Annotated in this window: 21 protein-coding genes; 7 read left to right on the top strand and 14 right to left on the bottom strand. The window is 70.2% G+C overall.

The annotated features are described in order from the left end of the window. Nucleotides 1-35: 35 nt before the first annotated feature. Nucleotides 36-1,043, bottom strand: coding sequence for a TerC/Alx family metal homeostasis membrane protein (locus HEB94_RS31690; RefSeq protein WP_192753270.1), 1,008 nt, complete (start codon nucleotides 1,041-1,043; stop codon nucleotides 36-38). Between the two features lie 203 nt (nucleotides 1,044-1,246). Here HEB94_RS31690 and sppA point away from each other — a divergent pair, with 203 nt between their 5' ends. Continuing rightward, nucleotides 1,247-2,911, top strand: coding sequence for a signal peptide peptidase SppA (gene sppA, locus HEB94_RS31685; protein WP_192753269.1), 1,665 nt, complete (start codon nucleotides 1,247-1,249; stop codon nucleotides 2,909-2,911). A gap of 153 nt (nucleotides 2,912-3,064) precedes the next feature. Beyond that, entirely contained in the window at nucleotides 3,065-4,930 is a 1,866-nt protein-coding gene (gene typA, locus HEB94_RS31680; protein ID WP_192753268.1) for a translational GTPase TypA, read from the top strand. Between the two features lie 21 nt (nucleotides 4,931-4,951). On the opposite strand, the gene HEB94_RS31675 is transcribed toward typA, so the two are convergent. From HEB94_RS31675 to gap, 4 genes are all read right to left on the bottom strand, one after another. Further along, complete coding sequence (locus HEB94_RS31675; RefSeq protein ID WP_192751286.1) at nucleotides 4,952-6,181, bottom strand: IS110 family RNA-guided transposase; 1,230 nt, start codon at nucleotides 6,179-6,181, stop codon at nucleotides 4,952-4,954. Nucleotides 6,182-6,452: 271 nt separating this feature from the next. Next, complete coding sequence (locus HEB94_RS31670; protein ID WP_192753267.1) at nucleotides 6,453-7,364, bottom strand: universal stress protein; 912 nt, start codon at nucleotides 7,362-7,364, stop codon at nucleotides 6,453-6,455. A gap of 4 nt (nucleotides 7,365-7,368) precedes the next feature. Next, the gene (locus HEB94_RS31665; RefSeq protein ID WP_192753266.1) at nucleotides 7,369-8,397 is read right to left on the bottom strand and encodes an Acg family FMN-binding oxidoreductase; all 1,029 of its coding nucleotides are present in this window, start codon (nucleotides 8,395-8,397) and stop codon (nucleotides 7,369-7,371) included. A 21-nt stretch (nucleotides 8,398-8,418) separates the two neighbouring features. Beyond that, complete coding sequence (gap, locus tag HEB94_RS31660; protein WP_192753265.1) at nucleotides 8,419-9,417, bottom strand: type I glyceraldehyde-3-phosphate dehydrogenase; 999 nt, start codon at nucleotides 9,415-9,417, stop codon at nucleotides 8,419-8,421. 153 nt (nucleotides 9,418-9,570) lie between these two features. On the opposite strand from gap, the gene HEB94_RS31655 reads away from it, so the two are divergent. Together HEB94_RS31655 and HEB94_RS51355 are read left to right on the top strand one after the other, a co-directional pair. After that, on the top strand, nucleotides 9,571-10,353 hold the full coding sequence (locus tag HEB94_RS31655) for an HAD family hydrolase (protein ID WP_192753264.1): 783 nt from the start codon (nucleotides 9,571-9,573) through the stop codon (nucleotides 10,351-10,353). 46 nt (nucleotides 10,354-10,399) lie between these two features. Continuing rightward, the gene (locus tag HEB94_RS51355; RefSeq protein ID WP_238361688.1) at nucleotides 10,400-11,356 is read left to right on the top strand and encodes an HAD family hydrolase; all 957 of its coding nucleotides are present in this window, start codon (nucleotides 10,400-10,402) and stop codon (nucleotides 11,354-11,356) included. A 12-nt stretch (nucleotides 11,357-11,368) separates the two neighbouring features. On the opposite strand, the gene HEB94_RS31645 is transcribed toward HEB94_RS51355, so the two are convergent. Then, nucleotides 11,369-12,301 (bottom strand): Acg family FMN-binding oxidoreductase, encoded by a 933-nt coding sequence (locus HEB94_RS31645; protein WP_192753263.1) that lies wholly within the window; start codon nucleotides 12,299-12,301, stop codon nucleotides 11,369-11,371. A gap of 138 nt (nucleotides 12,302-12,439) precedes the next feature. Continuing rightward, a complete protein-coding gene (locus HEB94_RS31640) occupies nucleotides 12,440-13,048 on the bottom strand; it encodes an Rv1733c family protein (RefSeq protein WP_192753262.1) in 609 nt (202 codons plus the stop codon). 223 nt (nucleotides 13,049-13,271) lie between these two features. Between HEB94_RS31640 and HEB94_RS31635 the strand changes: the two genes are divergently transcribed. Next, nucleotides 13,272-14,210 (top strand): universal stress protein, encoded by a 939-nt coding sequence (locus HEB94_RS31635; protein WP_192753261.1) that lies wholly within the window; start codon nucleotides 13,272-13,274, stop codon nucleotides 14,208-14,210. On the opposite strand, the gene HEB94_RS31630 is transcribed toward HEB94_RS31635, so the two are convergent. The 3 genes from HEB94_RS31630 to HEB94_RS31620 all read right to left on the bottom strand — a co-directional run bounded on the left by HEB94_RS31630 (nucleotide 14,167) and on the right by HEB94_RS31620 (nucleotide 17,114). Continuing rightward, a complete protein-coding gene (locus tag HEB94_RS31630) occupies nucleotides 14,167-15,315 on the bottom strand; it encodes a baeRF10 domain-containing protein (protein ID WP_192753260.1) in 1,149 nt (382 codons plus the stop codon). The genes HEB94_RS31635 and HEB94_RS31630 overlap by 44 nt on opposite strands. Nucleotides 15,316-15,366: 51 nt before the next feature. Beyond that, on the bottom strand, nucleotides 15,367-16,260 hold the full coding sequence (locus HEB94_RS31625) for a class I fructose-bisphosphate aldolase (protein ID WP_192753259.1): 894 nt from the start codon (nucleotides 16,258-16,260) through the stop codon (nucleotides 15,367-15,369). A gap of 95 nt (nucleotides 16,261-16,355) precedes the next feature. Continuing rightward, nucleotides 16,356-17,114, bottom strand: coding sequence for a hypothetical protein (locus HEB94_RS31620; protein WP_192753258.1), 759 nt, complete (start codon nucleotides 17,112-17,114; stop codon nucleotides 16,356-16,358). Between the two features lie 289 nt (nucleotides 17,115-17,403). Here HEB94_RS31620 and HEB94_RS31615 point away from each other — a divergent pair, with 289 nt between their 5' ends. After that, complete coding sequence (locus tag HEB94_RS31615; RefSeq protein WP_192753257.1) at nucleotides 17,404-17,982, top strand: hypothetical protein; 579 nt, start codon at nucleotides 17,404-17,406, stop codon at nucleotides 17,980-17,982. A gap of 4 nt (nucleotides 17,983-17,986) precedes the next feature. Beyond that, a complete protein-coding gene (locus tag HEB94_RS31610; RefSeq protein WP_202896662.1) occupies nucleotides 17,987-18,721 on the top strand; it encodes a class F sortase in 735 nt (244 codons plus the stop codon). A 15-nt stretch (nucleotides 18,722-18,736) separates the two neighbouring features. Here the strand turns inward: HEB94_RS31610 and HEB94_RS31605 are convergent, their stop codons facing one another. From HEB94_RS31605 to hypF, 4 genes are all read right to left on the bottom strand, one after another. Then, on the bottom strand, nucleotides 18,737-19,018 hold the full coding sequence (locus HEB94_RS31605) for a DUF1876 domain-containing protein (protein WP_192753255.1): 282 nt from the start codon (nucleotides 19,016-19,018) through the stop codon (nucleotides 18,737-18,739). A 198-nt stretch (nucleotides 19,019-19,216) separates the two neighbouring features. Continuing rightward, on the bottom strand, nucleotides 19,217-19,699 hold the full coding sequence (locus HEB94_RS31600; RefSeq protein ID WP_202896661.1) for a cyclic nucleotide-binding domain-containing protein: 483 nt from the start codon (nucleotides 19,697-19,699) through the stop codon (nucleotides 19,217-19,219). A gap of 148 nt (nucleotides 19,700-19,847) precedes the next feature. Further along, nucleotides 19,848-20,291: an Hsp20/alpha crystallin family protein gene (locus HEB94_RS31595; protein ID WP_192753254.1), complete on the bottom strand. Its 444-nt coding sequence runs from the start codon at nucleotides 20,289-20,291 to the stop codon at nucleotides 19,848-19,850. 107 nt (nucleotides 20,292-20,398) lie between these two features. Next, nucleotides 20,399-22,792: a carbamoyltransferase HypF gene (hypF, locus tag HEB94_RS31590; RefSeq protein WP_192753253.1), complete on the bottom strand. Its 2,394-nt coding sequence runs from the start codon at nucleotides 22,790-22,792 to the stop codon at nucleotides 20,399-20,401. Between the last annotated feature and the right edge of the window lie 6 nt (nucleotides 22,793-22,798).

Genomic DNA, 22,798 nt, shown 5'->3' with positions numbered 1-22,798 from the left:
GGCCGGCATCTGTACTGGTGCCGGCCGCCTGCTGCTCAGTGGGTCTGCGCGGGTTCCTCGTCGTCCTTCTTCTGCGCGGTGTTGCGGCTCTTCAGCAGGCTCGCGACCGTCGTGATGAGGAGCGTGCCGACGATCACGCCGAGGGAGACCGCGATGCCGATGTCCGGGACGCTGTGCATCGGGTCGCCACCGTTGACGAACGGAAGGTTGTTCTCGTGCAGCGCGTGCAGGATCAGTTTGACGCCGATGAAGCCGAGAATCACGGCGAGACCGATCGGCAGGTAGACGAGCCGAGTCACCAGCCCGCCGATCAGGAAGTACAGCTGCCGTAGCCCCATCAGGGCGAACACGTTGGCGGCGAAGACGAGGTACGGCTCCTTCGTGAGGCCGTAGATCGCCGGGATCGAGTCGAGCGCGAACAGCAGGTCCGTCGTCCCCAGCGCGATCATCACCAACAGCATCGGGGTGACCAGGCGCTTGCCGTTCTCCACGATGGTGAGCTTCACGCCGTTGTAGCTGTCGGTCGCCGGGAGGTTCTTCTTGGCCCAGCGGATGACGGCGTTCTCCTTGTACTCCGACTCCTCCCCGGTGCCACCGCGCACGAACTGGATCGCGGTGTAGATCAGGATGGCGCCGAAGATGTAGAAGACCCAGGCGAACGCGCTGATCGCCGCCGCGCCGATGGCGATGAAGAAGCCACGCATGACCAGCGCCAGGATGATGCCGATCAGCAGGGCGGTCTGTTGGTACTTCCGGGGTACGCCGAACCTCGTCAGGATCACGAGGAAGACGAAGAGGTTGTCCACCGACAGGCTGTACTCGGTGAGCCACCCGGCGAAGAACTCCCCGGCGTACTGCCCGCCGGCCAGGAACCAGACACCAATGCCGAAAATCACCGCGAGGGTGACATAAAGGGCGATCCAGCTGACGCTCTCGCGCATGGACGGCTCGTGCGGTCGGCGACCGATGATGAGTACGTCGGCTACGAGGATCGCCACCAGGACACCGACGGTGGCAACCCAGACCCAGGGTTCGATTGTCACGTGTGACCTCCGAGAGAAGTGGATGCGCTTCCCCGGAGGTCTCTTCCGCCTGCGTCACAGGCCGACGGCACCGGGTGGTCGGGTATGTACCCGATTGACCGTGATGACGATGCCGTCGCGAAGGAATACTCCCCTCCACGTTGCGGGATCATTGTTGCCTACCCGCAGCCTTCCGTCCCACCCGGGCCCCTAAGGTGAGTCCCATGGTCGCCACCCTGCTCGAACTCGACCTGACCGTTCCGCTGCTCGAAGCGCCACCGCAGGACCCCGTCGGCGCGTTCATGGCGCGGCGTCGCCCGCTGGTGCGGGACGTGGTGGAAGGGCTGCGGTTGGCGGCCTACGACCCCGACGTCGCCGGGCTGGTGGCCCACATCGGCGGCCATGGACCCACGCTCGCCCAGATCCAGGAGATCAGGACCGCGGTCCGGCACTTCGCCGGCACCGGCAAGCCAACCGTGGCCTGGTCGGAGACCTTCGGGGAGTTCGGTCCGGGCACGCTCCCCTACTACCTCGCGACCGCGTTCGACCAGATCTGGGTGCAGCCCTCGGGCGACGTCGGCCTCACCGGCGTCCTCGCCGAGGCGGTCTTTGTCAAGGACGCCCTCGCCAAGCTCGGCGTGGTGCCGGAGATGTCCCGCCGGCACGAGTACAAGAGCGCGGCCGACACCTTCCTGGCAACGCAGATGAGTGACGCGCACAAGGAGGCGGCGGGGCGGCTGGCCACCTCCGCGATGGAGCAGGTCGTCGAGGGCATCGCCGAGACCCGCCGGCTCTCCCCCGAAGCGATCCGGGAGCTCGTCGACCGGGCGCCCCTGTCGGCCGTGGACGCGAAGGAGAGCGGCCTGGTCGACCGGCTCGGCTACCGCGACGAGGTCTACGCCCAGGTACGCGCTCGCCTCGGTGAGGTGCGGCCCAGGTTCGTGCACCGCTACCGCCGCGCGAAGCAGTTGGGCCCCCGCCAGGCGATCGGCCGGGTGTCGTCCAGGGGACCGGCGGTCGCCGTCGTCCACGGCACCGGCGACATCCATCTGGGTCGGTCCACCCGGCGTGGGCTCGGCTCCACCTCCATCGGTTCGGACACCATCGGCGCGGCGCTGCGGGCGGCCGCCGCCGACCACGACGTCCGGGCGGTGGTGCTGCGGGTGGACAGCCCCGGGGGCTCCTACGTCGCCTCCGACGCCGTACGCCGCGAGGTCGTCCGGGTCCGCGAGTCCGGCAAGCCGGTCGTGGTGTCGATGGGCACCGTGGCCGCCTCCGGCGGCTACTTCGTCTCGATGGCGGCCGACACGATCGTCGCCCAACCGGGCACGCTCACCGGGTCGATCGGGGTGTTCGGGGGCAAAGCGGTGATTCGCGACCTCCTGGACCGCATCGGCATCAGCCGCGACGGGGTCGCCGAGGGCCGCAACGCCTGGATGTTCTCCGCCTACCACCGCTTCTCCACCGATGAGTGGCGCCGCCTCGAGGACTGGCTCGACCACGTCTACGACGACTTCACCGGCAAGGTGGCAGGCGACCGCGGCCTGAGCCGGGACCACGTCGAGTCCGCCGCCCGGGGCCGGGTCTGGACCGGCGCCGACGCCCAGGCGCGCGGCCTGGTCGACGAACTCGGCGGGTTCGAGCGGGCGCTCGACATCGCCTGCTCCCGGGTCGGCCTCAGCCGTGAGGAGGCGACGCTGCGGGTGACTCCCCGGGTCAGCATGGTCGAGCGGCTGCGTGGCCCGGAGTCCAGTGAGGACCTCACCGCGACCAGTGCCGGCATCCTCGGCATCGACACCGCCCAGGGGCCCGCGCAACTGCTCTCCGCGGCCCTGGGGCTTCCTCGCGTCGGCGTGCTCACCGCGCCGGTGTTGTGGGAGCTGCACTGACACCCCGGTCCCACCAGCCCCGGGGGTGAGCCGCCAGGGGCCGAACCCCACCCAGGATGTCCGGCCGGCGAAGATGATCAGGTCGCCGTCTGAGCAGGGCGAAGATGACCACCCAGGCGACCGGCGTGACGGGTCGTCGGGAAGGATGGCCGCATGGCTATCCGCTCCGACCTCCGCAACGTCGCGATCATCGCCCACGTCGACCACGGCAAGACCACTCTGGTCGACTCGATGCTGTGGCAGTCCGGGGTGTTCCGGGAAAACCAGGACGTAGCCGAACGCGTCATGGACTCGATGGACCTCGAGCGCGAGAAGGGCATCACGATCCTCGCGAAGAACACCGCGGTGCGGTGGGAGAGCCCCGATGGCCCGGTGACGCTCAACATCGTGGACACCCCCGGCCACGCCGACTTCGGCGGCGAGGTCGAGCGGGCCCTGGAGATGGTGGACGGCGTGCTGCTGCTGGTCGACGCCTCCGAGGGTCCCCTCCCCCAGACCCGGTTCGTCCTGCGCAAGGCACTGCACAAGCGGCTTCCGGTCGTCCTCGTCGTGAACAAGGTCGACCGTCCCGACAGCCGCATCGCGGAGGTGGTCGACGCCGCGTACGAGCTGTTCCTCGACCTGCTCGACGACCCGGCCGCGGACACCGCCGCGCTGGACTTCCCGATTGTCTACGCCTCGGCCCGCGCCGGCCGGGCGACGCTGGAACAGCCCGCCGACGGCACGGTCCCCGACAACCAGGACCTGCGTCCGCTCTTCGAGACGATCCTGTCCACGGTTCCCGCGCCCTCCTACGACGAGGGCGCCCCGCTGCAGGCCCACGTCACCAACCTCGACGCCTCCCCCTACCTCGGCCGGCTCGCGCTGTGCCGGATCCACCAGGGTGAGCTCGTCCGTGGCGGCTCGGTCGCCTGGTGCCGGGCGGACGGTACGGTCGAGCGGGTCCGGGTGACCGACCTGTTGATGACCGAGGCACTGGACCGGGTGCCCGCCGACAAGGCCGGACCGGGCGACCTCGTGGCCATCGCCGGCATCCCCGATATCACGATCGGTGAGACCCTCGCCGACCCCGACGACCCGCGCCCGCTGCCGGTGATCCGGGTCGACGAGCCGTCCATTTCGGTCACCCTCGGCATCAACACCTCCCCGCTGTCGGGCCAGAGCGGCAACAAGCTCACCGCCCGGATGGTCAAGAACCGGCTGGACGCCGAGACCGTCGGCAACGTCTCCATCCGGGTCGCCAACACCGAGCGGCCCGACACCTGGGAGGTGCAGGGCCGTGGCGAGCTCCAGCTCGCCGTCCTCGTCGAACTGATGCGACGGGAGGGCTTCGAGCTCACCGTCGGCAAGCCCCAGGTCGTCACCCAGGACATCGACGGGAAGCTGCACGAGCCGGTCGAGCGGGTCACCATCGACGTGCCAGACGACTACGTCGGCGTCGTCACCCAGATGCTGGGCCTGCGACGCGGCCGGCTGGAGCAGATGGTCAACCACGGCACCGGCTGGGTCCGCCTGGACTACCTCGTCCCGGCCCGCGGCCTGATCGGCTTCCGGACCGAGTTCCTCACCGAGACCCGCGGCACCGGCCTGATCCACCACGTCTTCGAGGGGTACGAGCCCTGGGCCGGTGACCTGCGCACCAGGCCGCGCGGCTCGCTCGTCGCCGACCGGCGTGGCGCGGTCACCGCGTACGCCTGCTTCAACATGCAGGAGCGCGGGACGCTGTTCGTCAAGCCCGGCACCGAGGTCTATGAGGGCATGCTGGTCGGCGAGAACTCCCGACCAGACGACATGGACGTCAACGCCACCCGGGAGAAGAAGCTCACCAACGTGCGTTCCTCCACCGCGGAGGAGCTGGAACGGCTGGTCCCGGCCCGGGAGATGGCCTTGGAGCAGGCGCTGGAGTTCTGCCGCGAGGACGAGTGCGTGGAGGTCACCCCGGCCGCGATCCGGCTGCGCAAGACGATCCTCGGCCAGACCGACCGGGAGAAGCAGCGCGCCCGCGCCCGCCGCGGCTAGACATCCCACGTTCGTAAGGTGTCAAGCGGCTTGGTGATCGGTTTGGTTGGTGGGGGGCCAGGCGGTCGTTTCGTTGTAGGGGGTGTGGTGGCGTAGGCAGCCGTGGAGGATGCCGACGAGTCGGTTGGCGAGTGTGCGTAGGGCTTGGTGGTGGGTGGCGCCGCGGGCTCGGTGGGTGTCGTAGTAGGCGCGTGCTCCTGGCGAGGCGCCCAAGGCGGCGAAGGCTTGCTGGTAGAGCGCATCAGCGAGTCGGCGGTTGCGGGCGTGTCGGGCCAAGACGACGCGTTTCTTGCCGGAGGCTTTGGTAACCGGCGCCATGCCGGAGTAGTTCTTGCGGGCGCGGGCGTCGGTGTAGCGGTGCGGGTCGTCTCCGAACTCGGCGAGCACCCGGGCACCAAGCGTCATGCCGAGCCCTGGCTGGCTCAGGTAGATCTCAGCGTCCGGGTGCCGACCAAAACCCGCCTCCACCTCACCCTCCAGGGTCTGGATCTGGCGGGACAGTTCGCTGATCACCGCGACCAGGGCGGCCACGCTGGCCGCGTAGGCGTCGACGACACCCTCCCGGGCGGGTAGCTGTTGGGCGGCCAGCGCGGTCACGATCGTCTCCGCGGTGCCGGGCAGGTTACGTTTGCGCCCGGCCCGGGCCAGCACCTGCTCCACCCGCTTCTGGGTCAACCGGGCCCCCTTGGCGGGGGTCGGCGCGAGGGTGAGCACGGCGAGTGCGTCACGGCTCGCCAGGTCGTCGAAGGCGGCCAGAGCGCCGGGGTAGAACTCGCGCAACGTGGAGCGCAGCGTGTTGGTCTGCCGCTGCCGAGACCACACCAGCGACTGGTGCGCCCGGGCCACCACCTTGACGTGCTCGGCCAGCGCGGAGTCCCCGGCCACGGGGCGATGGTGGGCACGGTCCAGCCGGACCAGCTCGGCCAGCACATGCGCATCCCCGGCATCGCTCTTGGCGCCGGAGACTGCGTGTCGTTCCCGGTAGCGGGCGGCCTGCAACGGGTTGACCGCATAGACGGTGTAGCCGGCCGCGATCAACGCCTGCACCCACGGGCCCCGATCAGTCTCGATCCCCACCACCACATCTACCGGCTCACCCTGATCGGGTAGATGATCAGCGACCAGCCCGTGCAACACGGCGATCCCGGCCACCCCTTCCGGCACCCGCCGCCGCACCAACCTTCGCCCACCCTCATCCACGATCTCGATGTCGTGATGGGACTCCGCCCAGTCATCACCCACGAACAACACCAGCCAGGCCTCCCTACACCCTCCTCGACAACACCACACGAGCCTGCGAGGAGACCCAGGCGACCTAATGGACCAGTGCTCACCGGCACGACATCCCACCAGCCCTACCGCTCCCCGACCACCAGCACGGGGCACGATCTAGCCATAGGTCTCAAACACAAGACCAGGGCGCGTAAGTGCTCACCGGCCAGCGGCTCAGACACCAGACTGGCAAAACCACCCGGTGCACTCCCATTAGGGTGCGTCTCCCACATCGAGCCGGTGAAGCGCCCTAGGACACGACCTGGGCGGTGGTGGCCGATCCGCCAAGGGGCAGGCAGCCCTGGGTGATGATCACGACCGGGCACTGTGCCTGGTAGAGCAGCGTCTGGCTGACCGAGCCGAGCAACATCCCGGTGAAGCCGCCCCGCCCGCGGGCACCCACGACGAGCAGGGTGGCGTGCGTGGACAGGTCGATGAGTTCACCGGCCGCGTGGCCCGACAGCACCCGCTCCTCGATCGGTAGCTCCGGGTACTTGCGGCGCCAGCCCGCGAGCGCCTGGTCGAGCAGCCGGAGCCCGGCGGAGGTGTCGGTCGCGCCGAAGCGTGTCGCCAGGCTGTGGCGGACCACGTGGGCGGCGAGGACCCGGCCCCGCCGCCGGGCCGCCTCCTCCACGCCGACCTCCACGGCGGCGGAGCCGAGCGGTGAACCGTCGACGCCGACGACGACCGTACGTTCGACGTGCTCGGGTGAGGTCGTGGAGCGCACCACGACGACCGGGGCCCGCGACCGCGCGACGAGCTCGACCGCGAGTGAGCCGGCCAGGGCGCCCGTGACCGCCCCCCGTCCGGACGTGCCGACCACGACGTAGGACGCGCACGAGCTCTGCCCGACCAGCAACGGCAACGGGAAGTCGGTCTCGATCATGGTCGTGACCTCGATTGCCGGCGCGGTGGTCCGGGCGGTCGTCACGGCGTCGGCGACGATGGCGTCCGCATGGGCGCGCAGGCCTCTGTCGGGTCCCATCCGCCACATCGTGGCCGGGATGTGCAGCAGCGGCCAGCAGTAGGCGTGCACGATGCGCAGCGGCGCGTTGCGCAGGGCCGCCTCGGACGCCGCCCACGCCACCGCGTCCAGCGCCCCCTGGGATCCGTCGATCCCGACGACGATCGGCAGGGCGGAGTCGGTGGACACGGTGGACATGAGCTCACCATCCAGGGGGCTGCGTCGGGTCGTCGGCGTGCTCGTCGAGGATGAACTCCTCGACCGGGCGCAGCGGCGTCGGCGGTAGCTCCGGCCCGTATCCGAAGCGCAGGACGACCTGGGGTTCGGTCCAGCCGGACTTCGGATCCCGCACCAGCCACCCCAGGTCGGCGTGTCCGGTCGGTTCGTTCAGCAGCGACGCGGCCACCCCGTGGATCGTGGCCGAGAGCAGCAGCCGTTGCAGGGCCTGGCCGGTCGTGAGCCAGTCGTGGGGTGTGTCCCGGCTGGTCGAGAGGACGGCGAGGTTGGGCTCAGCCTCGAGTTTCGCGGTGTCGCCGAGCCGGTCGCCCGGGTCGACTCCGAGGTCGCGGACCGGACCGGGCGGGCTACCCGAACGCGGGCCGAGTGCCGTGGAGGGAACCCCCTCGTTCGTCCGCCGGCCGCCGACCCAGACCTGTCGTTCGACCAGTTGGCGTGGGTCGTCGGCCTCGGCGATACCGGTGCCGGCGTCGGTGGCGAGCTCGCGGAGCCAGCGCACGCGGTCACGGTCGTCGATCCACTCCAGGCGTGCCCCCTCGCAGGCGGTGGCCCGACTGAGGTCGTCACGGACGTCGCCCGGGATGCCCCGGTGCGCGGTGGGCTGCCCGTTGGTACGCCGGCGGGACAGGAACGGGTACAGCGCGCCCAGACTGCCGCCGTCACCGCCGTCACCGTTGCCGTTGCCCCGCGGGCCGACGCTCACCTGCGCGGCGAGCGTCGGGCGCTGCGGGTCCGGCATCAGCAGGATCATCGTGTGCGCACCGAGGGAGGCGGCGGCCACTCGGAGGTTGAGGACGGCGGCGCCCACCCCGATCAGGGTCATGCGTCCTTCGGGGTCCTCCGCGCCCAGCTCACGGCGCGGGTCGCGGTGTACCTCGACCGAACGCCTGCGGAACCGGAAGCGCCACGGCTGGGTGTTGTGTGTGGACGGCGCGAGGATCGCCGCCCGCACGAGCGTGTCGCGTTCGACCTGGTCGAGCTCCTGGACGAGCACGGTGACACCTCCACGGTTCGTTCAGAGCCGCCGTCCGACGTACTCCGCGAGATCAGCCAGCCGATTGGAGTAGCCCCATTCGTTGTCGTACCACCCGAAGACCTCGACGAGTTCGCCGTCTGCCTGGGTGAGGGAGACGTCGAGTACGCACGAGACCGGATCGCCCACGATGTCGCGCGAGACCACCGGTTCACTGGTGACCCGGAGGATGCCGAACAGCTCCTCCCGCGCCGCCCGCAGGAAGACCGCGTTGACCTCCCCCACGCTCACCGGCCTAGACAGCAGGGCAGTGAGGTCGGTGAGGGACCCGGTCTCCACCGGGACCCGCAGCGCGGTACCGGTGAGCCGTCCGGCGAGGTCTGGGACGATCTCCCCGGTGGTGCGCGCCGCGCCGGTGCTCGTCGGGACGATGTTCACCGCGGCCGAGCGGGCCCGACGGGGGTCCTCGTGCGGAGCGTCCAGCAGCACCTGGTCGTTGGTGTAGCCGTGCACCGTTGTCAAGGTTCCCTTGACGATACCGAAGGACTCGTGGAGAACCTTCACCATCGGGGCGACACAGTTGGTGGTGCAGGACGCGTTGGAGATGACGTCGTGACGGTCGGCGTCGTAGTCACCCTGGTTGACTCCCATCACGACGGTGACGTCCGCGTCCCGGCCGGGCGCGGAGAGGAGCACCTTGCGGGCGCCCGCCTTGAGGTGGCGGGCGGCCTCGGGGCGGGCGCCGAAACGCCCGCTCGACTCGATCACCACGTCGACGCCGAGTTCACCCCAGGGAAGCTCCGCCGGTTCGGGAATCGCCGTCACCGCGATCGGGGCCCGGTCCACGTAGATCGTGTCGTTGTCGTGCCGTACGGACAGGTGTAGCCGTCCGTACGTCGAGTCGTAATCCAACAGGTGGGCCAGGGTTCCAACGGGCGCGACATCGTTGACGGCGATGACCTCCATGTCGCGTTCCAGTGCGCATCGGACGAAGGCGCGCCCGATGCGGCCGAACCCGTTCACGCCCACCCGCACAGGCATACGGCCTCCATGGTCCGGCTCCCACGACACTTTCAGCGTCGTTTCGCACCACACCACCAGGCAGCGGGCGAAGGTCCCATCCCGCCATGACGGAAGCCTCTCGCCCGGTCCCACGTGGGCCCGGGACGCTGAGCACGTGTCCAGGGGGTCTCGATGAGTGTGAGTTCACCGACTCTGCACCTGGGTCGGCTCGACGCCGTCCTCTTCGACATCGACGACGTCCTGGCGGACACGGCCCTGCTGCACGCCGCGGCGTGGCAGCACACGCTCGACGACTACCTCCGCCGCCGCGGCGCCGAGGACGGCCTGGACCTGCCGCCGTTCGACATACCGGCCGACTATCTGAGGTACGCCGAGGGCCGTCCGACCGCGGCAGGTGTCCGCGGGTTCCTGATCGCGCGGGGCGTCTCCGTACCGGAGTTCTCCGCGAATCCAGACGACGACACCGTCCGCTCCCTGTCCTCCCGCAAGGACGACTACTTCCTGGCCCAGGTCGACCGTGTCGGCGTGTCGGCCTATGCCTCGTCGGTGGAGCTCCTGCGCGAACTCTCCCGGCGCGACATCCGGGTCGCCGCCGTCGCGGCCGGACACACCTGCCTACGCGTCCTGGAGGCCGCGGGCGTCGCCTCGTTGTTCGACCTGCGGGTGGACGGTGAGGACGCCGCGCTGCTGCGGCTCCCGGCGCGCCCCGACCCCGCGCTGCTGCTGGAGGCGACGCACCGGCTGGGCGTCTCACCTCGGCGCACGGCGGTGGTCACCGGTGGTCTCGCCGGAGTGGAGGCCGCCTGGAACGGCTGTTTCGAACCGATCGTCGCGGTTGACCGGTACGACCACAAGAACGCCTTCTACCAGCTCGGTGCCCATGTGGTCGTCCGCGACCTCGGCGAGCTACTGATCTCCGGGCGCGGCCGTCAGGAACTGCTCGCCCACCGGTGACACCATTCCGCCGGCCTCGATCCGGGGACTCTGGAGGCACGAGCCGATGACATCCGAGCACCCAGTCCTGCACCTCGACCGGATCGGCGCGGTGGTCTTCGACACCGACTCCGTGATCGCCGACACCGCACGGGTGCACGCCGGCGCCTGGAAGCGGTCCATCGACGAGTTCCTGCGCCAGTACAGCCGGCAGATCGGTCATACGCTCGCGCCCTTCGACGTGCGCGCCGACTACCTGCGCTTCCTGGACGGCCGGCCCGGGGCGGAGGGCGTTCGTGACTTCCTCACCGCCCGCGGCGTGGGCCTGGGCGAGGCCCCACTGCCGAACGGGCCTTCGAAGGGGCTGTCGAACAGGCGTTCGAACAGGGTCCCGGGCGGCTGGGCGAGCAGGGACAGAGACGGCGTCGCGGCCATCGTCGACCGCAAGACCCGCTACTTCCTGGAGGAGATCGACCGGTACGGCGTCGCCGCGTTCCCCTCCACCGTCCGGCTCGTGCGTGACCTTCGAGAGCGCGGCGCGAGGACGGCGGCGGTGTCGGTCACCCGGCACTGCTTCCGGATGCTCGCGGCGGCGCAGGTGCAGCGGCTCTTCGACGTACAGGTGGAAGGCGCGGAGGAGGACACCGACGGGAACGGCCCGACGCATGACCCCCGCGGCGCCCCTGGCGGCGCGGGCGGCGCCGGGCAGCTGGGAGGCGCCGACGGGGCCGAGGTCCTCGACGCGCACCCCTCGCCCGCCTCCCTCAGCGGTTGCCCAACTCCGAGCCTCTTCGTCGAGGCGGTCCGGCGGCTCGGGCTCCCGCCGTCCCAGGCCGCGGTCGTCGAGGACACCCCGGCCGGTGTCGAGGCGGGCCGGTCCGGCGGATTCGCCGTCGTGGTCGCGGTGGACCGGACCGACCGAGCGGAGGAGTTGCGCGCCCACGGGGCGCACATCGTCGTACGGGACCTGACCGACATCGTCGTCGCCGGGCGGCGGCGTGACCCGCTCGTCTTCGGCTGGTGAGCCACCAGGCGTTCAGCGGCGCAGCAGGTCCACGACCGGACGGCGGGGTGTCGGCTCCGGCCAGCCCTCCACGGGTCGGCCCAGCCGGACGATGACCTGCGGGAACCCCGGCAGCGCCAGGTCGTCGCGGACCCGGCCGCGCAGGTCGGGCACCTCCAGCGGCTGGTTGGAGTAGGTCGCGACCAGTCCCTCGACGCTGGCCGAGAGCAGCATCCGCATCAGTGCCTGGCCGGCCCGCAACCACTCGGCCGGCCGGTCGCCGTCGGTGGCCAGGATCGCGACACTCGGCTCCTGTGCGGGAAGCCCGGGCGTCGCCGCCGGCCCTGACGATGCGGTGGCGAACTCCCGCGTCGGAAGGTCCGACCCATGTCGCGCCGTGGCCGGAGCGGCCGTGCCCACCGAACCCGCGGCGTGGACGGTCTGGCCGGCCTGCTCCCGGCGCTCGGCCATCGCGACCAACCGCGCAAGCGACCGGCGTTCGGCCGACTCGACCATCCAGCGCAGGTGCGCGCCCTCGAGTTCGACGGCCCGCGCCAGCGCGGACCTGATCTCGCGTGGTACCTGCGGGTCCAGCCGGGCGTGGCAGGTGCGACGACGCGGGATCTGTTCGAACATCCGGGCCTCTGCGAGTGAGAAGAGGTGGTCCGGGCCGAGGGACACGACGGCCGCGAGGTCGCCGCGCTCGTCGCCAGGAAGGAGCGCCAGGGTGGGTTCGGAGCCAAGTGCGCAGATGCCGAGTCGTACGGCGAAGATCGCCCCACCGACACCGATCAGCATCTGTCGGTCGTCGGGGTCGAGGGAGGGCACCGCGCGGGAGCGATCGACATACACCTCGACACTGCGGGCCGTCACCCGAAACGCCCACGGTTGGGCGTTGTCCAGCGAGGGCGCCATCCGGGCGGAGTCCACCACCTCGTGTGTGTGCTTACGAAGGTCCAGGGTCACGAGCACTGCCCCCCGTGTCGCGTCGGTAGGCGTGGCCGGTCGGCCGTGGTCGGCCGTGGTCGGCCGTGGTCGGTCGTGGTCGGTCGTGGTCGGTCGTGGTCGGTCGTGGTCGGTCGTGGTCGGGGAGCCGCCCACCCATCAGTGGTACTTCCGGCTCCATCGCGGGGCGACCCGCGCCCACTCCGCGCCCCAGGCGGCGAGCCGGCGGCGTTCGAGCAGCCAGCGCGCGAGCAGGGAACAGACCACGACCGCGAGTTCTAGGCCCATCAACGTGGTGATCGCCGTCGCCACTCCCTTGTCCGACAGTTGGGAGTTGGTGAGCGGGGGTCGGGTGACCTGGCCGCTCGAGTCGACCCAGACTCGGACGGAGGAACCCGCCGGGCTGCCGGCACGTACCGGCACGTCGCCCTCGGTCCGGGCTCCGTTCGCTCCCTGCCAGCGGGCCCGGGCGAGTGTCGTCGGCGGGTTGGACGAATCCTGCCCGGCCATCGAACCGGGGGCTCTCTCCAGCAGCCGCGCGGTGTCCCAGTGACCGGAGGCCACCTGTGAGGCGGTGGTCTGCCTGCCGTCCGCATACGCGGACCTGCCCACGCTGATCGCGACCGGGACGGCGATCACCGCGGCGAGCAGCGTCGCCACGACGAGCAGGCCCTCCATCCGGTCGGACGTCCGGCACAGGGGGTTACGACTCAAGCCCAGCCGACGGGCCGTCAGTCTCACCCACCGCCTGAGTCGGCTCTCTGTCATGCCGACCTCCCGGGCGTCCGACTCGTGTCCGCACGTGCACCATCCAGTCGACATACGCCGTCGACACGACACCACTTTCATGGTCATCCGTGCCCTCGCGACTACCCAGGGTCATTGGTCAGGTGTCCTCGAGCCGACCGACCCGGCCCGCGAGGTCTGGCCCGCCTCGCCCCGATTCGCCTGCGAGGGTGGTTCGGGAGCAGTGCGCGGGAGGGGTGGGCAGATGCCGCGTCCGGGGAGCAGTCCGGCCATCGTCGTCGGCGTGGACGGATCGGAGAACGGTCTGAAAGCACTGGCGTGGGCCCTGGAGGAGGCTGGGCTGCGTGGCTGCCCGGTCCGCATGATCCACGCGTTCCAGCCGACGCACGGACGCGGACGAGGCGGGCGCAGGTCACCGGCCCGGTCGCGGATGGAGCAGATGTACGAGGAGGGCACCGCGGTCTTCGACGCCGCGCGTGCACGCCTCGCGGAACACCGACACGAGCGGCTGCTGGTCGGCACGGCGCTGTATGAGGGCGCGCCGGCCCAGGTTCTCATCGACCTGGTGAGCAGGGCACGCATGTGCGTCGTCGGCCGTCGCGGTCGCGGCGGGATCGCGAACCTGCTCCCCGGCTCCACCTCGATGAGCCTGGGAGTCCACGCGCGAGTCCCGGTCGTGATCGTGCCCGCGGACTGGCCGGAGGCGCGGCCGCCGTCCTCCGCCCCGGTCGTGGTCGGGGTCGATCTCCCGCTCGAGTGCGAGACGGCGCTGGAGTTCGCCTTCGAGGAGGCGCAGCTACGCGGGGCCCCGTTGCTCGTCGTGTCGGCCTGGGAGATCGTCAACCCCTACGTGTACAACCTGCGCGGCCTGCAGGAGGCGGTCGGCGAACGCCGGGCCCGGGTCGATCGGATGCTCGCCGAGACGCTGGCGCCCTGGCGGGAGAAGTACCCGCAGGTCGCCGTCCGGGTCGTCGCGGAGCAGTCCCACCCCACCGCGACCCTGGTCGCGCACTCGGCGGGCGCGCAACTGTTGGTTCTCGGCGGACGGGCTCGGCCCCGCAACGAGATCGTGACCGGGTCGGTGACCAGGGCCGTCCTGCGCCGGGTCGGCTGCCCGGTCGCCGTCATCCACGACCCGGTCAACGAGACTGGCGGGCCAGCCGTCCGCGCAGGGTGGCGCTGACCCGCAGTCCCCCACCGAGTTCGTCGGCGTCGACGAACTCCACGCCACCGCCCTGCTGCACCACCCGCGCGACGAGTTCGTCGACCAGGTCGAAGACCGGTCGCAGTGGCCCGCCGCCGCACCCGCCGCACCGCTCCGCCGGATCCACCGACAGTTCACCGCACGTCAGGCAGTCGAACCCGGGAACGACGTCCTCACCGCGCACGACCAGAACAGCTGCCTGGCCGAGGTTGACCGCGTCCGCGCACGCCTCGATCCCGCTCACGGCCAGGCCGGTGGCCTCCTGGTCGGCGATCTCGGCGAGTACCCGGCGCTCGTGCTCGACCCGGCGTTGGTCGCGGGCCCGCGCGCCGCGCGTCCGGACGTCTCCTGCCGTCATGGTGTGCGGGTCCACCACGAACGTGCCGACGAGCTTGCGGCGTACGCCGTCGGGCAGCATGCCGACGAACTCCACGATGCTGACCTCGTGCCCGCCCACCACGAGGTCACGCCCGTTGTTTCGCATGAGGTTCTCGACCGTCGCCGCGGTCGAACGGTAGTGGCGGCGTGCGAGTTCGGCGGCCCGGTGTCTGGTGTTGTACTCCTCCCGGCCCGCCCAGCCGGCGTGGGAGCGGTCCCGCACGCCCTCTCCGACGAGCTTGCTGACCGGCTCGATGCTCTCCCCGTCCACCCGGAAGATCCAGGCCTGCCGGCGTTCGACCACCACGACGTAGTAGGGCCGCGCGTGGTGGAGCGCCGACATGAGTGGGCGTACGTAGGGCCGATGTTCCACGACCGCCCGGTCGGGGACCGGCCAGGACACCGGCACCGTCTCGTACAACCCCAGTGAGGGGGCGCTCATGATGGCGACGCCGTGACCGAGCCAGTCACGGACATGCTCGGTCACCGCTCCTCGCACCTCCTCCCGGGCGGCGGCCAGGTCGGACTTCACCGAGTGCGAAGCCCGATCCTGTTTGGCGGCCACGTCGCACAGGAGGTTCTCCAACCGGACGAACATCTCACGCAGCCCACCCGTGTTGGCCGGGACGTTGAGGTAGAGCGACAGCACGGCGCCGTCGGGATCCTGGTATCGCAGTAGTCGATCGACTTGTTTGACGTCGATCATCGTCGCCCCCGGGGGTGTGGTCGAAGGGTGGGTGCGGCCGGGGCCGCACTGTCAGGACGCGGGGTACTTCGCGAGGATTTCCTTGAGCTGGTCGACGAGCGCGAGTGAGTCGTCGTAGGAGCGCTGCCAGACGTTGCGACCAAAGATCAGGCCGAGACCACCGGCCTCCATCGCCATGCGGGCCTTGTCGAGCATCGCGGCGTCGTCGGCCTTCTCCCCGCCAGACACCAGCACGTAGGTGCGGTTGGCCGAACGGACGACCGCCTCGATCGCCTGCTGTGGCGAGAAGGTACGCGCGTACTCCGCGCGGGCCCCCGCCTGTAGCTCCGGTCGTGGAAAGTTCACCTTGACGATGTCGGCGCCGAGTTCGGCGGCCGTCCGGGCGGCGTAGTCGACGGCGTAGAAGGAGTCCTTGCCGCCCTTGGAGTCGATCGCGGAGCCGCGCGGGTAGGCCCACACCACCAGCGGGAGCCCGAAGCGGTGCGCATCCTCTCGAACCTGGCGGAACTGTTCGAAGTCACGCTCCTGCGCCGGCGAACCGACGTACATCGTGTATCCGACCGCGTCCGCGCCGAGGCGTACCGCGTCAGCCACACTCGCGTGCACCGGTGACACGGGTTCGGCGTCGGAGGGGATGTCGGTCCGGCCGTTCAGCTTCAGGATCAGCGGAATCTCACCGGCGTAGTCCCAGAAGAACTTCTCGGCGAGACCGATCTGCAGGGCGATCCCGTTGAAGCCGCCGCGGACCGCGAGCTTCACGATGTAGGACGGATCGCTTGCCAGTGGGTTCGCGAAGAAGTCGCGTGGACCGTGTTCGAGGCCCTGGTCGTACGGCAGGAAGATCGCGGTCCCGTTACGGACACCGTGCTGGAACAGGATCCGGTGCAGCCGTGCCTTCTTCCCGGTGTTGAGGCCGAGTTGGCGAAGCTGTGGGCGGGTCGTCATCGCGGTGATCCTCCACGAGCAGTCGGGTCAGGACGTCGTGCTGCTGTGCCCCTCCAGGTTTCGGGCCGGGGCCCCTGCTCGAATAGGGGCAAAGGTCAGCTCTTCGCCCCGAACCGGGAAGGACGTTCGGCCCTGGAAAGCGCCTCGCGCCGGGCGAGCGCCTGGATCAGGGCCACGTCCGTGCCCGGCCTCGCCCGCCGACACGCCGCGTAGACGAGGAGTGCGCCGACCCCACCGAGCAGACCTCCACCGGCGAACAGCGACACGCCGATCGCGCGAACCGCCGGCGACCTGGCTCCCACCGAGAGGTGGACGTCCACTCCCTTCGCGGCGTCCGCGTTCATCACGACGACCGTCCAGTCCCCGTCGCGCAGTGGCCAGGTGAGGTGCTGTGTTCCACCGCCGGTGGACGTGGCGGCCCAGACGCCCTGCCGTGCGGGCGGTCGCGGGCGCTGGTCGCCCGCGACCGGGTGGTAGCGAAGTGCGAACGGCGCGCGGCGAAAGTCCGCCCGGGCCACCGCCGAACCGTGTAGGTACCGCTCGACCTCGGCCCGTCTCGCCACGCCGAGGAAGAGCTGCCCGCCGTCCACCCGGGTCGCGTCGATCCGGACGGCGTCGATCCGGTGTGCCGGCAGCCATCCCAGGACGCCGGGCTGCACGCGCAGCCCGGTCTGGGTCGCCGTCATGGCGAAGCTGGGAACGGCGTAGCGGGCCTGCGGAGAGGACACCACGCCGGAGTCGTCGCGTTGGGTGAAGTATCCGGACAACAACGTCGAACCCGCGAGCATCAACCCGAAGCCGATGAGCAACGCGAAGGCACCCGACACCAACAATGCAATTCGCAGCGGTCGCATCATATGTCCTCGTCCGCGGCCGGGATATCGCCGTCAATAGCCCTGTCGCCGACCATCAAAATAGATTCACTGAATGTCGAACGCCTCAATTCCCGAGGTCCTAGACTTCAGGAATTTGTCCTAGGAAATTAATTGGAAACACGGCTCCACGCTAACCGCTGGAATTGGTCAACCACTCGACCTTCCAGCCGATTACGAATTTCGTTTGTTCGCTCGGAGAGCTCGGGCAGCCTTTTGGAGGCCGACTGGCTGAGAGGAAGCTGAACCGCACAAAGGAGTGACACAAAGAATGTCGAACAAGTACTTCGGAAAGCTCGTCGCCGGCGCTGCTCTCGCGGGCGCAACGCTTCTGGTGGCCGCTCCCGGCATCGCTTCGGCAAGCACGCCGGTCGTCGGCAAGGTGACGCTCGATGGCGACCCTGGCAAGTCCGACGACCACAAGAAGGACGACTGGTCGAAGAAGGACGACGACCGGAAGTCGGACCACAAGGACGACTGGTCCAAGAAGGACGACGACAAGAAGTCCGACCACAAGGACGACTGGTCCAAGAAGGACGACGACAAGAAGTCCGACCACAAGGACGACTGGTCCAAGAAGGACGACGACAAGAAGTCCGACCACAAGGACGACTGGTCCAAGAAGGACGACGACAAGAAGTCCGACCACAAGGACGACGGCAAGAAGGACGACCACGGCAAGAAGGACGACCACGGCGACTACCCGCGCGGGTGGGTCGATGGTGGTGACGGTGGCGCCTCCGGCACCAACACCGGGCTCGTGGCTGGCGGTGCGGGTGCCCTCGCGGCCGCTGCCCTCGGTGGCACCTTCCTGATGCGGCGTCGTCAGACCGATGGGTCGCGCGCCTGACAAGGTGACGAGTGAAGCCGGCGGCCGTCGCGGGAAACCGCGACGTGCCGTCGGTTTCAGCCTCGTCGCCCTCCTCGCCATCGCGGGTATCGCGCTGCTGGTGCTCGCCTACTCGCCGGCCCAACGGCCGCAACTGCCCGCCGGTGACGCCGCACCGGCGTTTCTGAGGTCTCCCAGCCCGACGCCATCCGACGCCAACCGGGGCTCGCTCCCGGCGCCGAGCGGCGGTTCGGGTCAGGGTGCGAGCGGGAAGCCCACGCCCGCGCCGACAGGGCTGCCCGCGTCGGAGCCGGTGAGCCTGAGCATCCCGCGCATCGGGGTCGAGACGACGCTCATGCAGCTCGGGATGAACGACGACGGCACCGCGGCGGTGCCGACGCCGGAGGAGGCCGACCATGCCGGGTGGTACAAGTTCACGGTGACGCCGGGCGAAGTCGGGAACTCCGTGATCGCCGGTCACGTCGACTCGGCGGTGCTCGGCCCCGCCGTGTTCTTCCGACTGGGTGAGCTCAAGCCAGGTGACGTCGTTCACATCGTCCGCGAGGACAAGAGCGAAGTCACCTACACGGTCGACGGTGTGAAGGCCTATCCGAAGGAGCAGTTCCCGACCGAGCTGGTGTGGGGCCCCTCCGACAAGTCCACCCTGCGGCTCGTGACCTGCGGCGGGCCCTGGAGCAAGGAGACGTCGTACCGCGACAACGTCATCGTGTTCGCCACCCGGACCGACCCGCCTCAGTAATGCTCAAAGTAGTCCTCAGTAGTCGAGGCGGGCCGGTTGGGCGGTGATGCCCTCGATGTCGTCCGCCGCGGTGTGGAGCAGTCGATGTGACAGCTCCGCGAGGGCACGGGCGACCGCGAGTTCGTCACCGATCTTGGGTACGTCTGCGTCCGCCGGGTTGCAGCGAGCTCTTCCCATGCCTGTCAAGCGTTCCTTGTCGGGTGAGACCAGAAAGGCCTCGGCACGGGTCTGGCCGTTCTCTTCGTCGATGGAGATCTCGACGTTCCAGTGCTTCGTGGTCTGTTTGGTGTCCGACATCGTTTCAGTCCCTATCCCTGTGGTGGCTGGGCTCGTGACGAGCCCAGCCACAGCGCTTCCCCTTGCTGGCAGTGCAGCGCTTCCGCGGCCGAGGCGGCCAGGGTCGTTCGTCGAGGTCGTGCCGCCCATAGGTCATCGTCGTAGGTCGCAATCCCGCGCACCTGGGCATATCCGGCGCTCCTCGTCGCCTGGAAGCGGTCAGGCGCTGCTGGGGCGCTCGGCCGCCTCGACGTCGACGTCCAGCAGCCGCAGCCTGGTCGCCTGCAGGCGCCCTACCGCCACCTCGGAGAGCCGCTGGTACGTCGCCCGGCCGAACTCCGCGTCGTTCTCGGCGAGCTCCCGCACCGGCCCGGCCGCGATCTCCATCGCCCGTGTCGGCGCCGCGGCCGTCGCGCCGAAGCGCCATCGATACGGCGGGAAGAGCCACGACCAGCCGAGGACGGCGCCGGGGCTCACCGTGTCGACAAGGAGCATGCCGCGCCCGGGCACGTGGAGATCAAGTGCCACCTGCCCGTCGCACACCAGCCAGAACCTGTCGGCGACCTGGCCCTCGTCGAAGATCCTCGTCTCGGCGGGAAAGCGGATCGTCCGCGCGTGTGCTGCCAGTGAGGCAAGGAGATCATCCCTCAGTCCGTTGAGGATCGGGTGTCCGGCGAACTCCGCCATCTCCTTGCTGTCCACGCGGGTGCTCCCCTCGACGAGGGTGATGCGGAAGGTGCTGGCAGGGCGCCGAACGAGTGTCGAAGGAGAACAGGTGCGGCTCCGAAAACGGAGCCGCACCTGCCGCACCGGCCGCCCCCCGGTGGCCGGTGCGGGTCCCCCGTCCCCCTCAACCGGTGCGCTGCACCGGAACCGCGCGCGCTTCGGCCCGTTTCTCACTCACCGGAACCGTCACCTCGAGGATGCCGTCGGTGTAACGCGCGCTGACCTTGGACTCGTCGGCTCCCTCTGGCAGGGCCAGCCGGCGGGTGAACGTGCCGTACCGAAACTCGGAGTGGCCGCGCTCGTGTTTCTCCTCCCGGCGCTCGGAGTGGATCACCAGCATGCCGTTGTCCACCTCGACGTTGATGTCGCGCTCAGGATCCATGCCCGGCAGTTCGGCGCGTACGACGAACTTCCCGTCCTCGAGGAACTCCTCGACCCGCATCGCCCGCATGCTGGTGGGAGTAGGCCAGTTGGCCGACGTCAGGGCCTCGGGAAGGTTCTCCGCCCAGTCGATCAGATCGGGCAGCGAACGGCGCTCCCGCCGGGTCTCAGGTGTACGACCTGCCATCTCGCTCCCCTCCTCACGTCCTCCCTCAGCCCATCACTGGCCGCATGGTGCCCAGAAGGGTCGACAGGCCCACGAACGCGGGCCTTTTCGCCCGGCCGCTCCCACGATCAGCTGGTGGCCATCCGGGCCGCCGCGACCGCCGCCTGGCCGAAGCTGACACCGCCGTCGTTGGTGGGCAGTTGCTCGGGTACGAAGACCTCGAATCCCTCCAGCCGCAGGGCATCCACGACGCTGGTGGTGAGGAGCCGGTTCTGGAAGACACTGCCGGACAGGCAGACGACGTCCACACCGGACTCACGCCCGGTGTCGACGCACAGGGCGAGCGTCACCGCGGTGAGGGTCGCGTGGAAGGCCGCGGCGAGCCGCCCGACGGGCACACCGTCGGCCACGCCCGCGAGGACCGCCGCCAGGGTCGAGGTCGGGTCGTACACCCGAACCCCGTCGTTGGTGACGACCCGCCACGGCAACTCCTCCTCGCGGCGTTCCCGCGCGGCGGCCTCGAGGACGGTCGCGGCCTCGCCCTCGTAGGCCGCGTCCTCCCGCAACCGCAGGAGGCTCGCGACGGCGTCCATCAGCCGGGCCGCGCTGGAGGCCACCGGGCTGTTGACGCCTCCGCGCACCATGCGACGTACGGTCTCGATCTCCCGGTCGGGCAGCCGCTCGGTGTAGGCGCGGATGAGCTCGGGCTCGATCGGCGCGCCGCCGAGCCGCTCGCCACCAAGCAGGTAGCCGAGCGCCATGTGAACCGGCCGCCGGATCGCCGCCTCGCCTCCGGGCAGTGGCGCCATCCCGAATCGGCCGACCCGGCGGTAGGTCCGCAGGTCGGCGAGGAGGACCTCGCCACCCCAGTAGGTGCCGTCGTCGCCGACTCCCAGACCGTCGTAGGCGATCCCGAGGAACGGCCTGGTCACCTGGTGCTCCGCGGCGCAGGCGGCCACGTGCGCATGATGGTGCTGAACGGCGATCCGCCCGCTCGCCGGCCACCGGCCGGCGTACTGGCTCGCGAGGTAGCCGGGGTGCAGGTCGTGCGCGACCACCTCCGGGGTGATGCCGGTCAGTGAGCTGAGCTGGGCGAGGTCCTGCTCGAACACCTCGAGCCGTGTCGTGTTCGCCAGATCGCCCACGTGTGGGCTCACCACGATCCGTTCGTCCGCGGCGAGTGCGAAGGTGTGCGCGAGTTGCGCGCCCACCGCGAGGATCGGTCGACGGGCCGGTACGGGCAGTCGGAGCGCGCCCTGCGCGAGGCCGCGCCCCCTCCGCAGGACCGACGGTCGCCCGGCGACGACCCAGCACAGGGATTCCTCGCCCCGGGCCCGGATGGGTTGGTCATGGAGCAGGAACCCGTCGGCCAGTCCCGCGAGCCGCTCCATCGCCTCCTCGTCGGCGATGACCATCGGCTGCTCGGCCTGGTTGCCGCTGGTCACGACGACCGGTCGGTCGAGTTCGTGCAGCAGGAGGGCGTGCAGTGGTGTCGGCGCGAGTGACAGGCCGATCTGGTCGGAGCCGGCGCCCGCGCCCGCGATCGGCAGCCGGGTCCGCCGCAGCGGGGCCAGCACGGTCGGCCGCTGCGCCGAGGTCAGCAACTGCTCCTCGGCGAAGCTGATCCGGGCGATCGAGCGTGCGACGTCCACGTCGGCCACCATCAGCGGGAACGCGCTCGTCCAGCGGCGCTTGCGTGCCCGCAACCTGGCCACGGTCCGCGGCTCGGTGGCATCGCACATCAGCTGGTAGCCGCCGACACTCTTCACCGCGAGGATGCCGCCGGCCGCGATCAGGTCGACGGCCGCGGTCAACGCGTCCTCTTCCTCCCGAAGATCCTCCCCCACATCCCCCCGGACGAGCCCCTGGTCGCTCGCGCCACGCCATCGCAGTCGTGGCCCGCAGGTTGGGCAGGCCTGCGCGGGAGCCTGGAACCGGCGCGACCGCGGGTCGGCGTACTCCTCCTCGCACGCGGCGCACATCGCGAAGCCTGCCATCGCCGTCCGGGCCCGATCCAGCGGAAGTCCCTCGATGATCGACGCCCGCGGGCCACAGGCCGCGCAGGAGAGAAAGGGATATCGGTAGCGCCGGTCGGCGGGGTCGAAGAGTTCCCGCATGCATTCGGCGCAGGTCGGCAGATCCGGATGCAGCCCGTCCGCCTCGGAGGTGAGCGCACCGGACTGCTCGGCGACGACGGTCCGCACCATGTGGAACCCGGTGCCGGCACCGGGGACCACACCCTCCAGGTCCACGACGACGACCTCCCTGACCGTCGCCGGCGGTGGTGCGTGCTCGCAGACCTCACGGACGAAGGAGGTGAGCGTCTCCGGTGGTCCAGCCACCTCGATCACGAGCCGGCCGCGGACCGCCCGCGCCGTACCGTCCAGGCCCAGTTTCGAAGCGAGTCGCTGCACGTACGGACGCAGACCCACACCCAGGACGGTTCCGGCGAGCACGACGCGCTGCCCCTGTCGGGTGCTGATCTGACTTTCCGGGACGGGACCTGCGACCGCCCCACTCATCGACGA

Origin of the sequence: Actinopolymorpha pittospori (assembly GCF_014873875.1) — a bacterium.
In the GTDB taxonomy this organism is placed as follows: Bacteria; Actinomycetota; Actinomycetes; order Propionibacteriales; family Actinopolymorphaceae; genus Actinopolymorpha; species Actinopolymorpha pittospori.
This window is presented reverse-complemented; position numbering and strand designations above follow the sequence as displayed.

Bases quoted from the DNA above. Each gene is read 5' to 3' on its own strand.
- sppA (WP_192753269.1), top strand. From the start codon at position 1,247: ATGGTCGCCACCCTGCTCGAACTCGACCTGACCGTTCCGCTGCTCGAA.
- typA (WP_192753268.1), top strand. From the start codon at position 3,065: ATGGCTATCCGCTCCGACCTCCGCAACGTCGCGATCATCGCCCACGTC.
- HEB94_RS31670 (WP_192753267.1), bottom strand. From the start codon at position 7,364: ATGTCCACCGTGTCCACCGACTCCGCCCTGCCGATCGTCGTCGGGATC.
- gap (WP_192753265.1), bottom strand. From the start codon at position 9,417: ATGCCTGTGCGGGTGGGCGTGAACGGGTTCGGCCGCATCGGGCGCGCC.
- HEB94_RS31655 (WP_192753264.1), top strand. From the start codon at position 9,571: ATGAGTGTGAGTTCACCGACTCTGCACCTGGGTCGGCTCGACGCCGTC.
- HEB94_RS51355 (WP_238361688.1), top strand. From the start codon at position 10,400: ATGACATCCGAGCACCCAGTCCTGCACCTCGACCGGATCGGCGCGGTG.
- HEB94_RS31640 (WP_192753262.1), bottom strand. From the start codon at position 13,048: ATGACAGAGAGCCGACTCAGGCGGTGGGTGAGACTGACGGCCCGTCGG.
- HEB94_RS31635 (WP_192753261.1), top strand. From the start codon at position 13,272: ATGCCGCGTCCGGGGAGCAGTCCGGCCATCGTCGTCGGCGTGGACGGA.
- HEB94_RS31630 (WP_192753260.1), bottom strand. From the start codon at position 15,315: ATGATCGACGTCAAACAAGTCGATCGACTACTGCGATACCAGGATCCC.
- HEB94_RS31625 (WP_192753259.1), bottom strand. From the start codon at position 16,260: ATGACGACCCGCCCACAGCTTCGCCAACTCGGCCTCAACACCGGGAAG.
- HEB94_RS31620 (WP_192753258.1), bottom strand. From the start codon at position 17,114: ATGCGACCGCTGCGAATTGCATTGTTGGTGTCGGGTGCCTTCGCGTTG.
- HEB94_RS31615 (WP_192753257.1), top strand. From the start codon at position 17,404: ATGTCGAACAAGTACTTCGGAAAGCTCGTCGCCGGCGCTGCTCTCGCG.
- HEB94_RS31605 (WP_192753255.1), bottom strand. From the start codon at position 19,018: ATGTCGGACACCAAACAGACCACGAAGCACTGGAACGTCGAGATCTCC.
- HEB94_RS31595 (WP_192753254.1), bottom strand. From the start codon at position 20,291: ATGGCAGGTCGTACACCTGAGACCCGGCGGGAGCGCCGTTCGCTGCCC.
- hypF (WP_192753253.1), bottom strand. From the start codon at position 22,792: ATGAGTGGGGCGGTCGCAGGTCCCGTCCCGGAAAGTCAGATCAGCACC.